This window comes from Pseudomonas sp. UBA3153, assembly GCF_002364635.1.
In the GTDB taxonomy this organism is placed as follows: domain Bacteria; phylum Pseudomonadota; class Gammaproteobacteria; order Pseudomonadales; family Pseudomonadaceae; genus Pseudomonas_O; species Pseudomonas_O kuykendallii.
Genome location: NZ_DEYR01000031.1, coordinates 13887 through 34031 on the forward strand (window position 1 = coordinate 13887; position 20145 = coordinate 34031).

Consider the following 20145-nt stretch of genomic DNA (forward strand, 5'->3'; position numbering starts at 1 on the left):
AGAATGGAGAAAACGGGCATCATGCCCGGCCGATTTTCCGCGGCTCGGCCAGCGCCCGCCCTGTGCAGCGGGCGCGCCACCCGTCCAGTCGAATAGTGATGACCATGCTTCCTCCCGCCAGTGTCGAGATGCTCCCCGAACCCGATCGCTACCGATTGCTCATCGAGTCGATCACCGACTACGCGATCTACATGCTCGATGTGAACGGCCACGTGAGCAGTTGGAATGCCGGAGCACGGCGCTTCAAGGGCTATGAGGAAGCGGAAATCCTCGGCGAGCATTTTTCCCGTTTCTACACCGAGCAAGACCGCGCCACCGGACTGCCGCGCCGGGCGCTGAAGATCGCCGAAACCGAAGGCCGCTTCGAAAGCGAAGGCCTGCGCGTGCGCAAGGACGGCACGCGGTTCTGGTGTCATGTGGTGATCGACCCTATCCGCTCGGGCGATGGCCAGTTGCTCGGCTTCGCCAAGGTCACCCGCGACCTCACCGAACGCCGCGCCGCGGAGGAGTCGCTGCGGCGCTCCGAACAGCAGTTCCGCCTGCTCGTACAGGGTGTGACCGACTACGCCATTTACATGCTCGACACCACGGGCCGCATCACCAACTGGAACGCCGGTGCGCAGCGCATCAAGGGTTATCGCCCCGAGGAAGTCATCGGCCAGCATTTCTCACTGTTCTACGAGGAACAGGACCGCGCCAGCGGTCTTCCCGACAGGGGCTTGCGCACCGCGATGAACCAGGGCCACTTCGAGAGCCAGGGCTGGCGGGTGCGCAAGGACGGCACGCGGTTCTGGGCCAGCGTGGTCATCGACCCGATCCACGATGACGCCGGAACGCTCATCGGCTTCGCCAAGATCACCCGCGACATCACCGAATCGATGGAGGCGCAGCGCGCCCTGAAGCTGACCGAGCGGGCGCTCTTCGAGTCGCAGAAGATGGAGGCCCTCGGCCAGCTCACCGGCGGCGTGGCGCACGATTTCAACAACCTGCTGATGGTGATCCTCGGCAGCCTGGAAATCGCCCGCAAGCGCCTGCCCGACGACGCGCGCATCACGCCGCTGCTGAACAACGCCATCCAGGGAGCCCAGCGCGGCGCCTCCCTCACCCGGCGCATGCTGGCGTTCGCACGGCGCCAGGAGCTGAGCCTGGAGCTGATCGACCTCGCCGGCATGATGCACGGCATGTCCGACCTGCTGCACAGCTCGCTGGGGTCGGCGATCCACATCGAAACCCGCTTTCCACTCGACCTTCCCCAGGTGAAGGCGGACGTGAACCAGCTGGAACTGGCGATCCTCAACCTGGCGGTGAACGCCCGCGACGCCATGCCCGACGGCGGCGTACTCACCATCGAGGCGCGCCAGCGGCGCCACGCCGGCGATCAATCCCGGCTGCAGCCCGGCGATTACGTCTGCCTGTCGCTGACCGACACCGGCGAAGGCATGGACGCCGAAACCCTGGCCCGCGCCACCGAGCCCTTCTTCACCACCAAGGGCGCCGGGAAAGGCACCGGGCTGGGCCTGTCGATGGTGCATGGGCTCGCCGAGCAGATGGGCGGAAGGCTGCTTCTGAGTAGCCGGGTTCCGGGCGGAACAACCGCCGAGCTGTGGCTACCGCTCGCGGCGCAGGCGCCTGCCGAAGCCCCTCGGCAAAGCGAGGCGACATCAGGGATGGCCGTCCAGGCGAAAACGGTGCTGGTGGTGGACGACGACCCGCTGGTGCTCACCAGCACCGCCGCCATGCTCGACGACCTCGGCTATGGCGTCGACACCGCCAACTCCGGCGAAGAGGCGCTGGAAAGGCTCGCCGCTGGCGGCATCGACATCCTCGTCACCGTCCAGGCGATGCCGGGCATGAGTGGAACCGAACTGATCGATCGCGCCCGGGCACTGCACGGATCGCTACCGGCGCTGATCGTCACGGGCATCGTCGAGGACGCCTGCAGCGGACTGCCGCGCCTCTCCAAACCCTTCGACCAGCGCGCGCTGTCCCAGGCGCTGGACGCCCTGGAACGAACCAAACCGCAGTGACGGCCCGGTGTGGTCACGCGCCGGGCAGGCGCCGCGGAAGGGCCGTATAATCGTTGGCCAGCCTGATGAGGACACACACCATGCGACTTCTACACACCATGCTTCGAGTGGGCGACATGGATCGCTCCATCGACTTCTACACCCGGGTTCTGGGAATGACGCTGCTGCGCCGCAATGACTATCCGGAAGGCAAGTTCACCCTCGCCTTCGTCGGCTACGGCAACGAGGCGGAACACAGCGCCATCGAACTGACCCATAACTGGGGCGTGGACAGCTACGAGATCGGCACCGGCTACGGCCACATCGCCATCGAAGTCGACGACGCCGCGAAGGCCTGCGACGACATCCGCCACAACGGCGGCAGCGTCACCCGCGAGGCCGGCCCGATGAAGCACGGCACCACGGTGATCGCCTTCGTCGCCGACCCGGACGGCTACAAGATCGAGCTGATCGAAAAGTCGACCTGATCCGATTGGCAACGCCTGAACGCAAAAACCCCGGCGCGAGGCCGGGGTTTTCTTATGCGCTTGGCGCGGCTGGCGGACCTAGCAGGGCCGCCGGACCGTCGGACGCTTAGAACAGCGTGCGGCCCTTGCCGGCGGCGATGCGCATGCGCAACGCGTTGAGCTTGATGAAGCCCGCCGCGTCCGCCTGGTTGTAGGCGCCGCCGTCTTCCTCGAAGGTCGCGATGTTGGCATCGAACAGCGAGTCGTCGGACTTGCGGCCGGTGACGATGACGTTGCCCTTGTACAGCTTCAGGCGAACCACGCCGTTCACGCTGGCCTGGGACGCATCGATCATCTTCTGCAGCATCAGACGCTCCGGGCTCCACCAGTAGCCGGTGTAGATCAGGCTGGCGTACTTGGGCATCAGCTCATCCTTGAGGTGAGCGACTTCGCGGTCCAGGGTGATCGACTCGATGGCGCGGTGGGCCTTGAGCATGATGGTGCCGCCGGGAGTTTCGTAGCAGCCGCGGGACTTCATGCCCACGTAGCGGTTCTCGACGATGTCGAGGCGACCAATGCCGTTCTCGCCGCCGATGCGGTTCAGCTCGGCCAGTACGCTGGCCGGGCTCATTTCCTTGCCGTCGATGGCCACGATGTCACCGGCCTTGTAGGTCAGTTCGATGTAGGTCGGGGTATCCGGCGCCGCTTCCGGCGACTTGGTCCAACGCCACATGTCTTCTTCGTGCTCGGTCCAGGTGTCTTCCAGCACGCCGCCTTCATAGGAGATGTGCAGCAGGTTGGCATCCATCGAGTACGGCGACTTCTTCTTGCCGTGGCGCTCGATCGGGATGGCGTGCTTCTCGGCGTAGTCCATCAGCTTCTCGCGGGACAGCAGGTCCCACTCGCGCCACGGAGCGATCACTTTCACGCCCGGCTTCAGCGCGTAGGCGCCCAGCTCGAAACGCACCTGGTCGTTGCCCTTGCCGGTGGCGCCGTGGGAAATGGCATCGGCGCCAGTCTCGTTGGCGATCTCGATCAGGCGCTTGGCGATCAGCGGACGGGCGATGGAGGTACCCAGCAGGTACTCGCCTTCGTAGACGGTGTTGGCGCGGAACATCGGATAGACGAAATCGCGGACGAACTCTTCGCGCAGGTCGTCGATGTAGATTTCCTTGACGCCCATGGCCTGGGCCTTGGCGCGGGCCGGCTCGACCTCTTCGCCCTGACCGAGGTCGGCGGTGAAGGTCACCACTTCACAGTTATAGGTGTCTTGCAGCCACTTCAGAATCACCGAGGTGTCCAGGCCACCGGAATAAGCCAGGACTACCTTCTTCACGTCCGCCATGCCATCGCTCCACGGGGTTGTACGAAAACCGTGGATTCTACCGACCGCGCGGTCCGATTTACAGGGGCGCGACAGGCAAAGACAGCTCGGCGACAGAGGAGCGCCCCGCCGCAGGACTCAGGACGTGCCGGCGGCGGCAGGTGGCGTTGGCGCAGGCGCCGCCGGCTCGGTCGGCTTGCTCGGCGCCGTTTCGCGCGACAGGTGCAAGGTCACGCGGCGGTTCTTCTCGCGGTTGGCCGCGCTGGTATTGGGCACCAGCGGATACTGTTCGCCGTAGAAGCGCACGGTGATCTGCTCTTCGCCGATGCCGTTGGCCTTGAGGTACTCCTCCACCGCCAGGGCGCGGCGCCGCGAGAGGTCGCGGTTGCTCAGGCGGTTGCCGCTGTTGTCGGAATAACCGTCCAGGCTGAAGCGGTTGATGCTGGGGTCGGCCTTGACCAGTTGCAGGATGATGTCGAGCTTGGCGCGGGTGGTGTCATCCAGTTCGGCACCGCCGCCGGGAAAGCCCAGCGTCGCCTGCTTCACCTGGTCGTAGTTGACCGGTAGAAGCTTGGCGGTGCAGCCGAGGTAGTCGTTGTAGGCCTTGCTGAAGTTGGTCGGCAGCAGGCGGATTTCCAGGCTGTCGCCGCCCTGCAGCGTGCGATGGCGAACCAGCGGGCTACGCCCTTCCAGCAGTCCGGTGAGCAGGCGGCCGGCCTGCTGCTGGGTGCTGCTGAACGGCACGTCGCCATTGCCCACCGTCACCGCACCGAGATTGATGTCGCCGCGTCCCGGCTGCCAGGGCGCCGCCGCAGCCAGCAGCGTCGCGGAACCCCTGTCCAGCCAGTGCTCGCGGGCATTCAGACGGAACACCGCCTGCTCGCCGGCCTTGCGCACGAATTCGCCGCTGCCGAAGTCGGTGATCGGTTGCGACAGGCGGCATTCGAACTGATCGCCCTGCACCTGCCACTCGGCCATTTCCAGACGGGTCTGGAAAGAAACGGCGGCGGCGGGCGCGCAGGCGAACGCACAGAGCAGGACGAAATAACGCTGGCGCACGGGAGGCTCCACGATGAAAAACGACATTCCCGATGGGTATCGGTGCCTTGGCGGAAAACTTGAAGCCCGCGACGCGCTTCGGCGAATGGCCAGCATGGCCTCGCTAACGTCGCGAATCGGCGTCCCAGGCGGCGGCGCACGGAACTGCGGCGTGCCGCCACAGCGCTTTTCCGGTAGCATTCCCGACAGCTTTCACCGTTTGGAAACCTTCATGTCCGACCGCCTTACCCTGCTGCGCCCCGACGACTGGCACATTCACCTGCGCGACGGCGCGGCGCTGCCGTTTACCGTCGGCGATGCGGCCCGCAGCTTCGCTCGCGTGATCGTCATGCCCAACCTGGTGCCGCCGGTACGCAATGCCGAAGAAGCCGCCGGTTATCGCGCACGCATCCTCGCCGCGCGGCCGCAAGGCAGTCGCTTCGAGCCGCTGATGGTGCTCTACCTCACGGACCGTACCCAGCCCGAGGACATCCACGCGGCCAAGGCATCGGGATTCGTGTACGCCGCCAAGCTCTACCCGGCCGGCGCGACGACCAATTCGGACTCCGGCGTGACCAGCATCGACAAGATCTTCCCGGCGCTCGAGGCCCTGGCCGAATGCGGCATGCCGCTGCTGGTGCACGGCGAGGTGACGCGGGGCGAGATCGACGTGTTCGATCGGGAGAAGGTCTTCATCGACGAGCACCTGCGTCGCGTGGTCGAACGCTTCCCCACGCTGAAGGTGGTTTTCGAACACATCACCACCCAGGAAGCCGTGCAGTTCGTCGAGTCCGCGCCAGCCAACGTCGGCGCGACCATCACCGCCCACCACCTGCTGTACAACCGCAACCACATGCTGGTCGGCGGCATCCGCCCGCACTTCTATTGCCTGCCGATCCTCAAGCGCAACACGCACCAGGAAGCGCTGCTCGGCGCGGCCACCAGCGGCAATCCGAAGTTCTTTCTCGGCACCGACTCGGCGCCCCACGCGCAGCATGCCAAGGAAAACGCCTGCGGCTGCGCGGGCTGCTACACCGCCTACGCCGCCATCGAGCTGTACGCCGAAGCGTTCGACCAGCGTAACGCGCTGTCGCGCCTGGAGGCCTTCGCCAGCCACTTCGGCGCCGACTTCTACGGCCTTCCACGCAACCAGGATCGCATCACCCTGGTTCGCGAAGACTGGAAAGCCCCCGCTACCCTGCCCTTCGGCGAACATGCCGTAGTACCCCTGCGCGCTGGGGAAACCCTGCGCTGGCGCCTGCTGGAGACCAATGCGTGAGTGAAGATCAGTACGACGACGAACTCGACGGCAGCCTGCCGAGCGGCCCGCGCCATCCGATGGCGCTGCGCTTTCGCGGCTACCTGCCGGTGGTCGTGGACGTGGAATGCGGGGGCTTCAACGCCGCCACCGACGCGCTGCTGGAAATCGCCGCGGTGACCATCGGCATGGATCAGGACGGCTTCCTGTTCCCCGAGCACACCCATTTCTTTCGCGTCGAACCGTTCGAGGGCGCGAACATCGAAGCGGCCGCGCTGGAATTCACCGGCATCAAGCTCGACCACCCACTGCGCATGGCCGTCAGCGAGGAAACCGCGCTCACCGACATCTTCCGTGGCGTGCGCAAGGCCGTGAAAGCCAATGGCTGCAAACGGGCGATCCTGGTCGGGCACAACAGCGCCTTCGACCTCGGCTTCCTGAATGCCGCGGTGGCGCGCACCGGTATCAAGCGCAACCCGTTCCATCCGTTCTCCAGCTTCGATACCGCGACGCTCTCCGGCCTCGCCTACGGCCAGACGGTGCTGGCGCGCTCCTGCCAGTCCGCCGGGATCGATTTCGACGGCCGCGAAGCGCACTCCGCCCGCTACGACACCGAGAAGACCGCCGAGCTGTTCTGCGGCATCGTCAACCGTTGGAAACAGATGGGTGGCTGGGAAGACTTCGACGACTGATCGTTATCGCCCCAGAAATAGCCCGGCACGACCGGGCTTTTTTACGCCCGCGAATCGTGCGATCTACCACTACGCCCCCGCGTTACCCGCGGCTGCCTCCCGGCCAGCACGCTGGCACTGAAATCAGGCAACCGCTCATCGCCAGCCCTACATTCTCGTGGCGCAAGGCCTTGTCCTCGAGCCTCATGATCTACGTAACCAATTGATTTGTATCGACTATATTCCAACGTGAATGCGAGTCCCGATCTTTTGACTATCATTCTCATTTAGATTAGTATCGCTCCATCGACTCAACCTGATGAGCCCTTATCTATGTATGTCTGCCTCTGCCAAGGTGTCACCGACGGACAAATCCGCGATGCGATCTACGAAGGCTGCTGCAGCTACCGGGATGTGCGTGAGACCTTGGGCGTAGGCAAGCAATGCGGCAAGTGTGCCTGCCTCGCCAAACAGGTGGTACGCGACACCATCGGCGAGGCTCAAAGCCAGGCCGCGGCGAATTTCTCGGGTAATTTTGTTGCCGCCTGAAGACCCAGAACTCAAACAACCGGACACTCTGTCCGGTTTTTTTATGCCTGAATTCAACGGTTTAGCGTCGCGATGCGGAACTCAAACATTCTCATTCGGATTTTAATCTTCTTGCAATTCAATAACTTAGGTTTGACTTAAACTTTTCACCGCGACAAACTTCGAGCCTGCCCTCACCTTGCGACAGGATCCGGCCATGAAAGGCGACAAGCAAGTCATCCAGCACCTGAACAAAATCCTCGGCAACGAGCTCATCGCCATCAACCAGTACTTCCTGCATGCACGCATGTACGAGGACTGGGGCCTGGAAAAACTCGGCAAGCACGAGTACCACGAGTCCATCGACGAGATGAAGCATGCGGACAAGCTGATCAAGCGCATCCTCTTCCTCGAAGGCCTGCCCAACCTCCAGGAACTCGGCAAGCTGCTGATCGGCGAGAACACCAAGGAAATGCTTCAGTGCGACCTCAACCTGGAGCACAAGGCGCATGCGGATCTGAAATCGGCCATCGCCTACTGCGAGAGCGTCGGCGACTACGCGACCCGCGACATGCTCGAGGACATCCTCGAGTCCGAAGAGGAACACATCGACTGGCTGGAAACCCAGCTGGGCCTGATCGACAAGGTCGGCCTCGAGAACTACCTGCAGTCGCAGATGGACGAGTAAATTCGCGGCGACTGAACGAAGGCGGGCCCAGGCCCGCCTTTTTCATGCCCGCAGAAACAGAAAACCCCGCCGAGGCGGGGTTTCTGCTTAGGGGGCGCGGATCAGGCGTCGGCTTTGCCGGTGGCAGCCTTTATCAGTTGCTGTAGCTCACCCTTCTCGAACATCTCGGCAAGGATGTCGCTGCCGCCAACCAGCTCGCCACCGACCCACAGTTGCGGGAAGGTCGGCCAGTTCGCGTACTTCGGCAGGTTCGCGCGGATTTCCGGGTTCTGCAGGATGTCCACGTAGGCGAATTTCTCGCCACAGGCCATCAGTACCTGGGTAGCGCGGGCCGAGAAGCCACACTGAGGGGCGTTCGGCGAGCCTTTCATGTACAGCAGGACGGTGTTGTTGGCGATCTGCTCTTTGATGGTTTCGATGATATCCATGGGGTCACCTCGGCTGACTATCCGACCCAATGGCCGGCACGGTGGCGGCATTGTAACGGAAAGCCGCCGCCGGCGCTCAACCCCGGCATCGCGCTCAGGCGGCCTCCACCCGCACGGGCACACCATTCAACGCGGCATTGCCGGACAACGCATCGAGTTCGCGCTCATCGGTGAGGTCGTTGGCACTGGCGCCCGGTTGCGCGCTGGCGATGCGGGCCTGCACGCCGGGGCGCGCGTGTCCCCAGCCATGCGGCAGGCTTACGACGCCGGGCATCATGTCCTCGCTGGCGGCGACCTCGACCTCGATCAGCCCCACCCGCGAGCTGACCCGCACCCGTTGCCCATCCGCCAGGCCGCGCGAAGTCAAATCCTGCGGATTCATCAGCAACTGATGGCGGGGCTTGCCCTTCACCAGCCGGTGATAGTTGTGCATCCAGGAATTGTTGCTGCGTACATGGCGACGACCGATGAGCAGCAGCTCGCCCGCCACCGGCTGCTCGACCGCCGCGAAACGCGGCAGGTCGCTCAGCAGCAAAGCCGGCGCGGCCTCGACCTTGCCCGACGGCGTCTTCAACCTCGCCGCCAGGTTCGGTCTGAGCGCACCGAGGTCGAGGCCGTGCGGGTAGTCACGCAGGCGTGCGAGGCTCAGTTGGCGTGGCGAACGATCGCCGTAAGGGCCGTAGCGCAGGCCCATGTCGATCATCTGCTGCGGCGACATGGTCGGCTTCAGTTCGACGCCGGTCTTTTCCGCAAAGGCCTGGGCCAGGCCGACGAAGATTTCCCAGTCGTCCAGCGCGCCCTGCGGCTTGGCCAACACCGGCTCGTTGAAGCGCGTGACGTTTCGCACGGCCAGCAGGTTGAAGGTGGAATCGTAGTGGTCGTGCTCCAGCGGCGAGGTCGGCGGCAGGATCAGGTCGGCGTAGCGGGTCGACTCGTTGATGTACAAATCGACGCTGAGCATGAACTCCAGCCCGTCCAGCGCCTGCTCCATCTGCCGGCCGTTGGGCGTGGAAAGCACCGGGTTGCCGGCCACGCTGATCAACGCCCGAACCTGCCCTTCGCCGGGCGTGAGGATTTCCTCGGCGAGCGCGGAAACCGGCAACTCGCCGCCGTACTCGGGGAGGCCGGAGACGCGGCTCTGCCAGAGATTGAAATGGCCGCCGGACGTGCTCGCCACCAGGTCGATCGCGGGCTCCGTGCACAGCACGCCGCCTTCGCGATCGAGGTTTCCGCTGACCAGGTTGATCATCTGCACCAGCCATTGGCAAAGCGTGCCGAACGCCTGGGTGGAGACGCCCATCCGGCCGTAGCACACCGCCTTGTCGGCGCTGGCGAAATCCCGTGCCAGTTGGCGGATCTGCTCGCCCGGGATGCCGCACCGCGGGCCCATGACTTCGGCATTGAAGGGCGCCACGGCGCGGCGGACCTCATCCAGGCCCTCCACCGGCAAATGGGTGCCGCGGGTGAGGTTTTCCTCGAACAGGGTGTTGAGCAGGCCGAACAGCAGCGCCGCGTCCTGGCCGGGCCTGACGAACAGATGCTGGTCGGCTATCGCCGCGGTCTCGCTGCGCCGGGGGTCGACCACCACCAGCTTGCCGCCCCGGCTTTTGATGGCCTTCAGGCGTTTTTCCACGTCCGGCACGGTCATGATGCTGCCATTGGACGCCAGCGGGTTGCCGCCGAGGATCAGCATGAAGTCGGTGTGGTCGATGTCCGGAATCGGTATCAGCAGGCCGTGGCCGTACATCAGGTGACTGGTGAGATGGTGCGGAAGCTGGTCGACCGAGGTGGCCGAGTAGCGGTTGCGGGTTTTCAGCAGGCCGAGGAAGTAGTTGCTGTGGGTCATCAGCCCGTAGTTATGCACGCTGGGGTTGCCCTGATACACCGCCACCGCGTTGCGCCCGTGGCGCTGCTGGATATCGGCCAGGCGCTCGGCGGCGTAGGCGAAGGCTTCGTCCCAGGCCATCGGCAGCCACTCGTTGCCCACCCGGCGCATCGGTTGGCGCAGTCGGTCGGGGTCGTCCTGGATATCCTGCAGGGCAACGGCCTTTGGACAGATATGCCCGCGGCTGAAACTGTCTTCAGGGTCGCCCTTGATCGAGAGGATGCGCTGCGAACCGTCGGCCTGGGTCTCGGTTTCGATGTTCAGGCCGCAGATGGCTTCGCACAGGTGGCACGCACGGTGGTGGAGGGTTCGGCTCATGGGCACGCCTCGTCTTGTTGTTCTAGCCGACCGGTCGGGTCGGCGGATATCGAGACTATGGCGCTAAACGAAAACGTTCACCACGAGCCTTCGCGGCATGAATCGACCGGCATCATGTACGCCGATTCCCGCGCCGGGGTCTGGCGCTTGGTGCCGTCACTCGGAGACGGCGAGCAACTCGTCGATCGAATGATCAAGCTGGTCGAGCATGAAGGGCTTGCCGAGCAGCAGCGCGTTCATCTGCTTGAAGCTCTCGGCCTCCCACACCTCGTAGGGATGCCCGCTGATAAACAGGACCTTGATGTCCGGCAGCGAGCGCAGCGCCGCCTCGGCGACCATCAGACCGTTCATGCCGTCGTTCAGACGGAAATCCGAGATCAGCAGATCGACCGAATGATGACCGTCCAGCAGGGCAATCGCCTGCTGCGCAGTCTCGGCACCGAACGCTTCATAGCCGCTCCCCTCCAGGTGCTCCACCAGAAGCGAAAGGATCGACGGTTCGTCATCAACAACGAGGATGGACTTAGGCAAAACGGACACCGCTAAAGTTTGTTGGCATTTTCATCGAGACCGCGTACCGCTCATTTTTACAGACCCGGCCGGCCGCCGTTAATTCCGGCGAGCAACGAATGCGGACAAAAGGACGAATGTGCGACGTTCAGCGAGGAAAACTCAGCGCCGGGTGAGCCGCTCCAGAATCTGCGCGGTGGTGCGCTCAGCCTTGGATTCGGCGGACAGCTCCCTGGTCAGAATGCCCAGGACCAGCATCAGTTGGCCACGCACGGCGGGGCTCAGCTCATCCCAGTTGTCCAGCAGCGTCTCGAAGAGCAGCGCCCCGGTTACCGAGGGCGTGAAGTCCGGCAGGTCGTCCGTTGCGATCAGGCGTGTCAGCGCGGCGAGCAGCTCTTTTTCGGTCATGCGACTCAGGCCCCGAAGTCCGGCGGCGGTTGATCCTCGATGCGCAGCTCACGACGGACCACGGCGAGCATGTTCTGCAAATCCACCGGCTTGAGCAGGAAGTCGATGACGTTGAGGTGCATCGCATCGATCGCGTCCTGCATGTCCGCCTGGCCGGACATGATCACCACCGGCAGTTCCGAACGTTCCGACTCGCGCACCCAGCGCACCAGCTCCAGGCCACCGCTAGGCCCCATGCGCAGATCGGTGACGATCAGCGAAATGGTCGCGCGCTTTTTCAGCAGGCGAATGGCGGACTCGACGCCGTCGGCCGGAAAACAAAGGATCCCGTGGATATGGAAGACTTCGGCAAGCAGTTCACGGAACGCTTCGTCGTCGTCGACCAGAAGCACCGCCGGCCGCGAGATCTCCGGTTCGTGAACCACCTCGGACAATGCTTTCTGCTCCTCCTTGCTCAACAAATCTTCGTCCATACATCTCTCTTGATATCGATGGAATAGCCGCTTTTGGAGGAAGAACCCGGCAAAACAGCGGCTCTCAATGACCGGTTACAGTACGTGGCGATTGGCCACTTGGCGTGCCAACGGCGACGAGCGGCATCTACAGGACGCCAACTGCGCAGGGTCGATGGCAGGCAGACACGTGCATTCGTGCAACGTTTGACCACCGGTCCGGGCTTACACAACCTTTACCTATGACCACTCCACGACGCGCTTGTTTAGCGGTCAGATATATCGCCCCGGAACCTATTCCCCGGGCATGGAGGAACACATGTTTGGTCGCATCCCCCAGGTCGCTCTCCTGGTCGGCAGCCTCGTTCTCAGCGGACAGGCCGCAGCTCATGGGCATGGCTCGGACAACGCGGTAATGGGAGCCGTAGTCGGGGCTGTGGTAGGCGGGGTCTTCGTCGCTTCGCAACGACCGCCGGAACGGGTCTACGTCCAGGCGGCACCGCCGCCCGTCACCTATTACCCGGCTCAGCCGGCCTATTATCCGCCACCGCCGCCCGTCTATTACCAGCCGGTGCCGGTGTACTACCAGGCGTATCCCGTAGTGCGCATGCCGCCGCCGCACTATGGCCCGCCGCCAGGCTACTACTATGGTCCGCCACGCCCGCGCTGGTAGCAGCGGGTAAAGCAAAAGCCCGCTTCGTGCGGGCTTTTCGTTGCTGCGCCTCTGCGTTAGCATCGCCCCGTCCCTCAAGGAGCGAATGCCATGGCAATCCGCCTTTCCCGCACCTTCAAGATCAGAGTCCTGAGCGTCGCCGGCGCACTGGCCATCGGTACCGCCGGTTACCAGATCAGTCTCGCCCTGATAGACAGTTACACCGCGCGTCAGGTTGCCGAGGCGCAGGCGGCCGCCGAGCGTGTCCGTACGCTGGAGGCGGAACGAGTCGCCCTCGAGAAGACTCTGCAGGACCGCAGCGCCGAGGACGAGAAGCTCGAGGCGATGGTCATCGCCGTATCCGAAATGCGCCGCGAAGCCGAAAGCAAAGGCATGCAACAGACCTCCTGGTAGACCGAAAGCCCCTCCCACGCCTGCCGTTGCGTTCATTGCCAAGCGACGCAGGCGCAGTGTACAAATGCTCTCTTCCCGCTTCGGCTGGCGCTTTTTCACCTGGAAAAGGCTAGCCGTCGGTCCTGCCGGGATTGGCAAACCGGGGAGTGCACAAGCCCTCGCCCGCCAAGCCGCAACAGCCGCGAACCCGGCGGTGACAGGTTCCAGCGTGGCGTGAAGCGACATTTTTTTATAACATCGCGCCTTCCCCCGTTTCGTCGCACCGTGCGGCCTCAAGCCGTAGGTCGTCGTATTTTTCGTGAAAACAGGATGTCCGGACAGCGTCCGGTGCAGTCAAGGTAATGAACATGAGCGTCAGGCACTTCCTCTCGATGATGGACTTCACCCCCCAGGAACTGGTCGGGCTGATCCGCCGAGGCAGCGAGCTGAAGGACCTGCGCGACCGCGGCGTGCTCTTCGAGCCCCTGAAGAACCGCGTCCTCGGGATGATCTTCGAGAAGGCCTCGACGCGGACCCGGCTGTCCTTCGAAGCCGGCATGATTCAGCTGGGCGGCCAGGCGATCTTCCTTTCGCCGCGTGACACCCAGCTCGGCCGCGGCGAGCCGATCGCCGACAGCGCCAAGGTCATGTCGCGCATGCTCGACGCCGTGATGATCCGCACCTTCGCCCACGACACCCTGACCGAATTCGCCGCCAACTCGCGGGTGCCGGTGATCAACGGACTGTCCGATGATCTGCACCCCTGCCAGTTGCTCGCCGACATGCAGACCTACCACGAACACCGCGGCAGCATCGCCGGCAAGACAGTGGCCTGGATCGGCGACGGCAACAACATGTGCAACAGCTATATCGAAGCGGCCCAGCAGTTCGACTTCCAGCTGCGCGTCGCCTGCCCAGAAGGTTACGAGCCGAGCGCCACGCTGCTGGCCCAGGCCGGCGATCGTGTGCAGGTGATGCGCGACCCGCACCAGGCCGTGGCCGGCGCGCACCTGGTGTGCACCGATGTCTGGGCGTCCATGGGCCAGGAAGATGAAACCGCCGCCCGTCTGGCGTTGTTCCGCCCCTATCAGGTCAACCGCGAACTGCTCGCCGGTGCCGCCGAAGACGTGCTGTTCATGCACTGCCTGCCGGCGCACCGCGGCGAGGAGATCAGCGAAGACCTGCTCGATCAGCCCTTCTCGGTGGCCTGGGACCAGGCGGAGAACCGGCTGCACGTGCAGAAGGCGCTTCTCGAATTCCTCGTCGAACCGGCTTACCACTACGCATGAAACACGACCTCCTGCTCGACCTGCGCGACCTCGCCTGCGGCTACCAGGAGCAGCGCGTGGTGAAGACCCTCAACCTGCACCTGAATGCGGGCGACATCGGTTGTCTGCTCGGCCCGTCCGGCTGCGGCAAAACCACCACGCTGCGCGCCATTGCCGGCTTCGAGCCGGTGCAGGAAGGCGAGATTCGCCTGGCGGGCGAGGTGATTTCCCGTCCCGGCTTCACCGTCGCGCCGGAGAAGCGGCGCATCGGCATGGTCTTCCAGGACTACGCCCTGTTCCCCCACCTGAGCGTGGCGCAGAACGTCGCCTTCGGCATTCGCCAGAACCCCGACCGCGAGCGCATCACTGCCGAATTGCTGGACATGGTCAACCTCGGCGCGCTGGCCAAGCGCTATCCGAACGAACTGTCCGGCGGCCAGCAGCAACGTGTTTCGCTGGCCCGCGCGCTGGCGCCTGAGCCTCAGCTGCTGCTGCTCGACGAACCCTTCTCCAACCTCGACGGTGAACTGCGCCGGCGCCTGAGCCATGAGGTGCGCGACATCCTCAAGGCGCGTGGCACCAGCGCCATCCTGGTCACCCACGATCAGGAAGAAGCCTTCGCCGTGAGCGATCAGGTTGGGGTGTTCAACCGCGGCCACCTCGAGCAGTGGGATACGCCGTTCAATCTCTACCACGAGCCGGCGACGCCCTTCGTCGCCAGCTTCATCGGCCAGGGTTACTTCATTCCCGGCCGGATGACCGGCCCGGACTGCGTGCACACCGAACTCGGCGAGCTGCGGGGCAACCGCGCCTATGCCTGGGAAAACGGGACGCAGGTGGACGTGCTGCTGCGCCCGGACGACATCACCCTCGATCCGGGCAGTGCGCTGAAGGCGCGCATCCTCGGGCGCACCTTCCTCGGCGCAGCGACGCTGTATCGCCTGCAGCTCCCGACTGGCTGCCAGCTGGAATCGATCTTCCCGAGCCAGACCGAGTTCCTGCCCGGCCAGGACGTCGGTATCCGTGTCGCCGCCGAGCACTTGGTGCTCTACCCCGCGCAGGGCGAGACGTCCTCAGAGCAGATCGGCGTGCGCCGCTGCGGCGGGATGGCCTGAAGCAGCTCGCCCGACGCCTGCGCGCCGGGCGATTCGATCGCCGCTCTCACGCGATATGCAGTTGCCCGCTGGCCACCAGCGTGGCGTAGCCGCCGATCTTCACCCGTTCGCCTTCCAGCCGACACCACAGCTGCCCTCCCCGCGCGCCGCCCTGGTACGCCCGCAGCACGTTCTTGCCGAGCCGCTGCGCCCAGTAGGGAATCAGGATGCAATGGGCCGAGCCCGTCACCGGGTCCTCGTCGATACCGATCGCCGGGGCGAAGTTACGCGAGACGAAGTCGTACTCGCTGCCCGGCGCGGTGATCATCACGTTCGGCCAGTCCTGGCTGGCGAGGCGCTTCAAGTCAGGCACGCAGGCGCGCACCGCGTCCTCCGACTCGAGGAGCACGAGCAACTGCGGCGCATCGAATACGGCCGACACCTTCTGCCCGAGGATGCTTTCCAGGCCCTCGGGAATGGCGACGGGCGTCGCCGCCTGGGCGGGAAAGTCCAGCACCAACCGCCCCTCCTCACGCGTCACCGCCAGCTTGCCGCTGCGACAGGTGAAATCGATGCGCTCACCCGGTTCGCGGTAAACCTCGAACAGCACGTGGGCGCTGGCCAGGGTTGCGTGGCCGCACAACGGCACCTCGGCGCTCGGAGTGAACCAGCGGATGTGCCAGGCGGCCCCCTCGCGCACCACGAAGGCGGTTTCCGCCAGGTTGTGTTCGGCGGCGATGCGCTGCATCAGCGCGTCGTCGAGCCATTGATCGAGGCGATAGACCATCGCCGGGTTGCCGGCGAACGGGGTGTCTGAGAAGGCATCGACCTGGTGGAAAGCGAGGGGCATATCGGGCTCCATTGCTGAACGGTGGTGGCAAAGCATGCCCGTTCGACCGAAATGGCGAGCGATACAGTTTCGAATTTTTATCGCGATACAAGCCGCTGTACGGATGATCCTCGCAGGGTCGCCTCAGCCATCCGTGAGCGGACGGCGTTCAGCTCCGGCCGATGGCGGCGAACTGCCCACCGGTGTGTTCGGCCAGCACCGCGGCGGCCAGCTCCACCTCCAGCCCGCGGCGCCCGGCGCTGACGTGGATGGTCGGGAAGTTCTGCGCGGACGCGTCGATGAAGGTACGCAGGCGCTTCTTCTGCCCCAGCGGGCTGATGCCCCCGACCAGGTAGCCGGTCGAACGCTGCGCGGCGTTGGCATCGGCCATCTCGGCCTTCTTCGCGCCCGCCGCGTGGGCCAGCGCCTTCAGGTCGAGGCTGCCGGCGACCGGCACCACGGCGACCAGCAGCTCGCCCTTCTCGGTCGCCGCGAGCAGCGTCTTGTACACGCGTTCCGCCGGCAGACGGAGTTTCTCGGCGGCCTCCAGGCCGTAGGACGGCGCCTTGGGGTCGTGGACGTAGCTGTGAACCTGGTGTTCGGCGCGGGCTTTCTTGAGCAGATCGATGGCGGGGGTCATGGTCGTAACGGGGTACTGGAGGGGTTTGTCTACCTTATCGCAAAGCCCGCGGCGCATGCAGCGCGCCGCGTCAATCGCCTCAGATTTCCACCTGGGTGCCCAGCTCGATCACCCGGTTGAACGGCAGCTTGAAGTAGCGAAGGCTGCTGTTGGCATTGCGCAGCAGGAAGGCGAACAGCGCCTCGCGCCAACGCGCCATGGCCATGCGCTTGGTCGGGATCACCGTTTCCCGGCTGAGGAAGTAGGTGGTGCGCATCGGGCTGAAGTCCAGGTCGGTGAGATGGCACAGGGTCAGCGCCTGCGGCACGTCCGGCTCCTCCATGAAGCCGAAATGCAGGATCACCCGGTAGAAGCCCTCGCCATAGGCCTCGACCTCGAAGCGCCGTTCCTCCTCGACCCGCGGGCGGTCTTCGCTGACCACCGTGAGCAGCACCACCTGCTCGTGCAGCACCTGGTTGTGCAGCATGTTGTGCAGCAGCGCATGCGGCACCGCGTCGCTGCGGGCGCTGAGGAACACCGCCGTGCCCATCACCCGGTGCGGCGGCTGGATGCGGATGCTGGCGACGAAGGTCGGCAACGGCAGCACGCTCTCGCCAAGACGCTCGACGAGAATCTCGCGACCGCGCTTCCAGGTGGTCATGAGAACGAACAGGCCCATGCCGGCGATCACCGGGAAGGCTCCGCCCTCGAAGATCTTCGGCACGTTGGCGGCGAAGAACAGGCTGTCCACCAGAAGGAAACCGAGCAGGATCGGCAGCGTCACCAGCAAAGGCCAGCGCCACAGGCGCAGCATCACCACCGAGAACAGCAGCGTGGTGATCAGCATGGTGCCGGTCACCGCCACGCCATACGCCGAGGCCAACGCGCCGGACGACTTGAAGCCCAGCACCAGAAGCACCACACCGACCATCAGCGCCCAGTTCACCGCGCCGATGTAGATCTGCCCACGTTCATGGCTGGACGTGTGCTGGATGAACATGCGCGGGATATAGCCGAACTGGATGGCCTGGTGAGTCAGGGAGAAGGCCCCGGAAATCACCGCCTGGGAGGCGATGATGGTGGCCAGGGTCGACAGCGCCACCAGCGGCAGCAGCGCCCAGCCCGGCGCCAGCAGGAAGAACGGGTTGCGTGCGGACTCGGGGTCGGCAAGCAGCAGTGCGCCCTGGCCGAAGTAGTTGAGTGTCAGCCCCGGCAGCACCAGGCCGAACCAGGCACGGGCGATAGGCGCGCGGCCGAAGTGGCCCATGTCCGCATACAGCGCCTCGGCGCCGGTGAGCGCCAGCACCACGGCGCCGAGCACGGTTACGCCGATGCCCGGATGAGCGAGGAAGAAATTCACGCACCAGTACGGGTTGATCGCCTTGAGCACTTCCGGGCTTTGCACGATGCCGTACAACCCGAGCGCGCCAAGGGCAATGAACCACGCCAGCATCACCGGACCGAACACCACACCGATGCGCGCCGTGCCATGGCGCTGGATGAGGAACAGCCCGATCAGCAGCGCCAGCGACAGCGGCACCACCCAGTGCGCCACCCGGGGGAACGCCACTTCCAGGCCTTCCACGGCCGAGAGCACGGAAATCGCCGGGGTGATCATGCTGTCGCCGTAGAACAGCGCGGCGCCGAACAGGCCGAGCAGCATCAGCAGGTTCTGCAGCCGCGGATATGCCGCCGCGGCGCGGCGCGCCAGCGCGGTGAGCGCCATCACACCGCCCTCGCCCTGGTTGTCGGCGCGCAGCACGAAGAGCATGTACTTGATCGAGACCACCCAGATCAGCGACCAGAAGATCATCGAGAGAATGCCGAGCACGCCGTCGTGGTTGGCCTGCACGCCGTAATGCCCGGCGAAGACTTCCTTGAGGGTGTAAAGCGGGCTGGTGCCGATGTCGCCGTAGACAACGCCGACCGCGGCGATCAGCAGGCCTATCCCCGCAGGGCGATGCGCGTTGGCGACGGCAGGCGTGGGTTCGCTCATGGACTCTGGTTTTTCCGCACAAAAGGGAGCGAATGCTGCGCCTCTCTCGGCGGCCGATCAAGCCCCCGGCCGCCACGCCCGCGGCCTGCAAGTGTTCGTCGCGAGGCAAGGCGATGCCCACGCCTCGCCCGATGCCCTGCCGAACGCCGGCGGCCTGAAGCCGCCCCTGGGGCGAGCCGAACTCAGGCCAGTTGTCTACGCAATTGCCGCGCGGCGGCGACCATGTTCGTCAGCGCCTGTTCGGTTTCCGCCCAACCGCGGGTCTTCAGGCCGCAATCCGGGTTCACCCACAGGCGCTCGGCGGGAATCCGCCGCGCCGCCTTGCTCAGCAGGCCGACCATCTCCGCGGTTTCCGGCACGCGCGGCGAGTGGATGTCATAGACGCCGGGGCCGATGTCGTTCGGGTAGGCGAAGGCCTCGAACGCCTCCAGCAGCTCCATGTCTGAGCGCGACGTCTCGATCGTGATCACGTCGGCATCCATCGCGGCGATGGACTCGATCACGTCGTTGAACTCGCTGTAGCACATGTGGGTGTGGATCTGGGTTTCGTCGCGCACGCCGGAGGCGCACAGGCGAAACGCCTCGGTGGCCCAGTCCAGGTAGTGCGGCCAGTGTTCGCGGCGCAGCGGCAGGCCCTCGCGGAACGCCGCCTCGTCGATCTGGATGATGCGGATGCCGGCGGCTTCCAGGTCGACCACTTCGTCGCGGATCGCCAGCGCCAGTTGCCGCGCCTGCACCTCGCGCGACACGTCCTCGCGCGGGAACGACCACATCAGCATGGTCACCGGTCCGGTCAGCATGCCCTTCATCACCTTGTCGGTGAGGCCCTGCGCATAGCGGATCCAGTCCACCGTCATGGCGTGCGGGCGGCTCAGGTCGCCGTAGATCAGCGCCGGCTTCACGCAGCGCGAACCGTAGCTCTGCACCCAGCCAAAGCGGCTGAACGCATAGCCGTCGAGCTGCTCGGCGAAATACTCGACCATGTCGTTGCGCTCGGCCTCGCCGTGCACCAGCACGTCCAGGCCGAGGCGTTCCTGCACCTGGACGGCGTGGCGGATTTCGCTGTGCATCGCCTCGGTGTACTCCGCCACCGACAGCCTGCCCTGCCTGAACGACTGCCGCGCCAGGCGGATTGCCGAGGTCTGCGGAAAGGAACCGATGGTCGTGGTCGGGAACACCGGCAAGCGCAGGCGCTCGCGCTGCACCTCGATACGCCTGTCGAACGGCGACTGGCGCCGCGCGTGGACCGGCCGAATCGCCGCCAGGCGCGCCTGCACCTGCGGCTTGTGGATGCGCGGCGAGGCGGCGCGGCT

The 20145-nt window shown here is 65.0% G+C and carries 21 protein-coding genes; 10 read left to right on the plus strand and 11 right to left on the minus strand.

Features of this window, described 5'->3' with window-relative positions; all coding sequences use genetic code 11:
• Positions 1-104 precede the first annotated feature (104 nt).
• Together B2X67_RS06850 and gloA are read left to right on the plus strand one after the other, a co-directional pair.
• Positions 105-2027 (plus strand): hybrid sensor histidine kinase/response regulator, encoded by a 1923-nt coding sequence (locus tag B2X67_RS06850; protein WP_273229353.1) that lies wholly within the window; start codon positions 105-107, stop codon positions 2025-2027.
• Positions 2028-2107: 80 nt separating this feature from the next.
• Complete coding sequence (gene gloA / locus B2X67_RS06855; protein ID WP_273229343.1) at positions 2108-2494, plus strand: lactoylglutathione lyase; 387 nt, start codon at positions 2108-2110, stop codon at positions 2492-2494.
• Positions 2495-2600: 106 nt separating this feature from the next.
• On the opposite strand, the gene B2X67_RS06860 is transcribed toward gloA, so the two are convergent.
• Positions 2601-3818: an argininosuccinate synthase gene (locus tag B2X67_RS06860; RefSeq protein WP_286785031.1), complete on the minus strand. Its 1218-nt coding sequence runs from the start codon at positions 3816-3818 to the stop codon at positions 2601-2603.
• Between the two features lie 117 nt (positions 3819-3935).
• Positions 3936-4856 (minus strand): flagellar protein MotY, encoded by a 921-nt coding sequence (locus B2X67_RS06865; protein WP_286785032.1) that lies wholly within the window; start codon positions 4854-4856, stop codon positions 3936-3938.
• 211 nt (positions 4857-5067) lie between these two features.
• On the opposite strand from B2X67_RS06865, the gene pyrC reads away from it, so the two are divergent.
• From pyrC to bfr, 4 genes are all read left to right on the plus strand, one after another.
• On the plus strand, positions 5068-6114 hold the full coding sequence (gene pyrC, locus B2X67_RS06870; RefSeq protein WP_286785033.1) for a dihydroorotase: 1047 nt from the start codon (positions 5068-5070) through the stop codon (positions 6112-6114).
• Complete coding sequence (gene rnt / locus B2X67_RS06875; RefSeq protein ID WP_090229730.1) at positions 6111-6785, plus strand: ribonuclease T; 675 nt, start codon at positions 6111-6113, stop codon at positions 6783-6785. Before pyrC ends, rnt begins: the two co-directional genes overlap by 4 nt.
• Before the next feature lie 312 nt (positions 6786-7097).
• Positions 7098-7313: a bacterioferritin-associated ferredoxin gene (locus B2X67_RS06880; protein ID WP_090229731.1), complete on the plus strand. Its 216-nt coding sequence runs from the start codon at positions 7098-7100 to the stop codon at positions 7311-7313.
• A gap of 196 nt (positions 7314-7509) precedes the next feature.
• Positions 7510-7980: a bacterioferritin gene (bfr, locus tag B2X67_RS06885; RefSeq protein WP_090229734.1), complete on the plus strand. Its 471-nt coding sequence runs from the start codon at positions 7510-7512 to the stop codon at positions 7978-7980.
• Between the two features lie 101 nt (positions 7981-8081).
• Here bfr and grxD read toward each other — a convergent pair whose 3' ends face one another.
• From grxD to B2X67_RS06910, 5 genes are all read right to left on the minus strand, one after another.
• Entirely contained in the window at positions 8082-8408 is a 327-nt protein-coding gene (grxD, locus tag B2X67_RS06890) for a Grx4 family monothiol glutaredoxin (RefSeq protein ID WP_090229736.1), read from the minus strand.
• Positions 8409-8502: 94 nt separating this feature from the next.
• Positions 8503-10611, minus strand: a complete 2109-nt coding sequence (locus tag B2X67_RS06895) for a molybdopterin oxidoreductase family protein (RefSeq protein ID WP_286785034.1) — start codon at positions 10609-10611, stop codon at positions 8503-8505.
• A gap of 156 nt (positions 10612-10767) precedes the next feature.
• Positions 10768-11142: a response regulator gene (locus B2X67_RS06900; RefSeq protein WP_245728199.1), complete on the minus strand. Its 375-nt coding sequence runs from the start codon at positions 11140-11142 to the stop codon at positions 10768-10770.
• Positions 11143-11283: 141 nt separating this feature from the next.
• A complete protein-coding gene (locus B2X67_RS06905; RefSeq protein WP_273228612.1) occupies positions 11284-11529 on the minus strand; it encodes a hypothetical protein in 246 nt (81 codons plus the stop codon).
• A 5-nt stretch (positions 11530-11534) separates the two neighbouring features.
• Complete coding sequence (locus tag B2X67_RS06910; RefSeq protein ID WP_286785035.1) at positions 11535-12002, minus strand: response regulator; 468 nt, start codon at positions 12000-12002, stop codon at positions 11535-11537.
• Positions 12003-12300: 298 nt separating this feature from the next.
• Between B2X67_RS06910 and B2X67_RS20810 the strand changes: the two genes are divergently transcribed.
• The 4 genes from B2X67_RS20810 (at position 12301) to B2X67_RS06930 (ending at position 15409) form a co-directional block, all read left to right on the plus strand.
• Entirely contained in the window at positions 12301-12654 is a 354-nt protein-coding gene (locus B2X67_RS20810) for a hypothetical protein (protein ID WP_090229750.1), read from the plus strand.
• A gap of 90 nt (positions 12655-12744) precedes the next feature.
• The gene (locus B2X67_RS06920; RefSeq protein WP_273228613.1) at positions 12745-13047 is read left to right on the plus strand and encodes a hypothetical protein; all 303 of its coding nucleotides are present in this window, start codon (positions 12745-12747) and stop codon (positions 13045-13047) included.
• Positions 13048-13394: 347 nt separating this feature from the next.
• Positions 13395-14315, plus strand: a complete 921-nt coding sequence (gene argF, locus B2X67_RS06925) for an ornithine carbamoyltransferase (protein WP_273228614.1) — start codon at positions 13395-13397, stop codon at positions 14313-14315.
• Entirely contained in the window at positions 14312-15409 is a 1098-nt protein-coding gene (locus B2X67_RS06930) for an ABC transporter ATP-binding protein (RefSeq protein ID WP_286785036.1), read from the plus strand. The genes argF and B2X67_RS06930 overlap by 4 nt, the downstream gene beginning before the upstream one ends.
• A 46-nt stretch (positions 15410-15455) precedes the next feature.
• Here the strand turns inward: B2X67_RS06930 and B2X67_RS06935 are convergent, their stop codons facing one another.
• The 4 genes from B2X67_RS06935 to metE all read right to left on the minus strand — a co-directional run.
• On the minus strand, positions 15456-16238 hold the full coding sequence (locus B2X67_RS06935; RefSeq protein ID WP_286785037.1) for a PhzF family phenazine biosynthesis protein: 783 nt from the start codon (positions 16236-16238) through the stop codon (positions 15456-15458).
• A 148-nt stretch (positions 16239-16386) separates the two neighbouring features.
• Positions 16387-16857 carry a Cys-tRNA(Pro) deacylase gene (gene ybaK / locus B2X67_RS06940; protein ID WP_286785038.1) on the minus strand — a complete coding sequence of 157 codons (471 nt, stop codon included), beginning with the start codon at positions 16855-16857 and terminating at the stop codon, positions 16387-16389.
• Between the two features lie 79 nt (positions 16858-16936).
• Positions 16937-18832 carry a potassium transporter Kup gene (locus B2X67_RS06945; protein WP_286785039.1) on the minus strand — a complete coding sequence of 632 codons (1896 nt, stop codon included), beginning with the start codon at positions 18830-18832 and terminating at the stop codon, positions 16937-16939.
• A 182-nt stretch (positions 18833-19014) separates the two neighbouring features.
• Positions 19015-20145 (minus strand): 5-methyltetrahydropteroyltriglutamate--homocysteine S-methyltransferase (gene metE, locus B2X67_RS06950; protein ID WP_286785040.1); only part of this gene is annotated, 1131 nt, incomplete at its 5' end.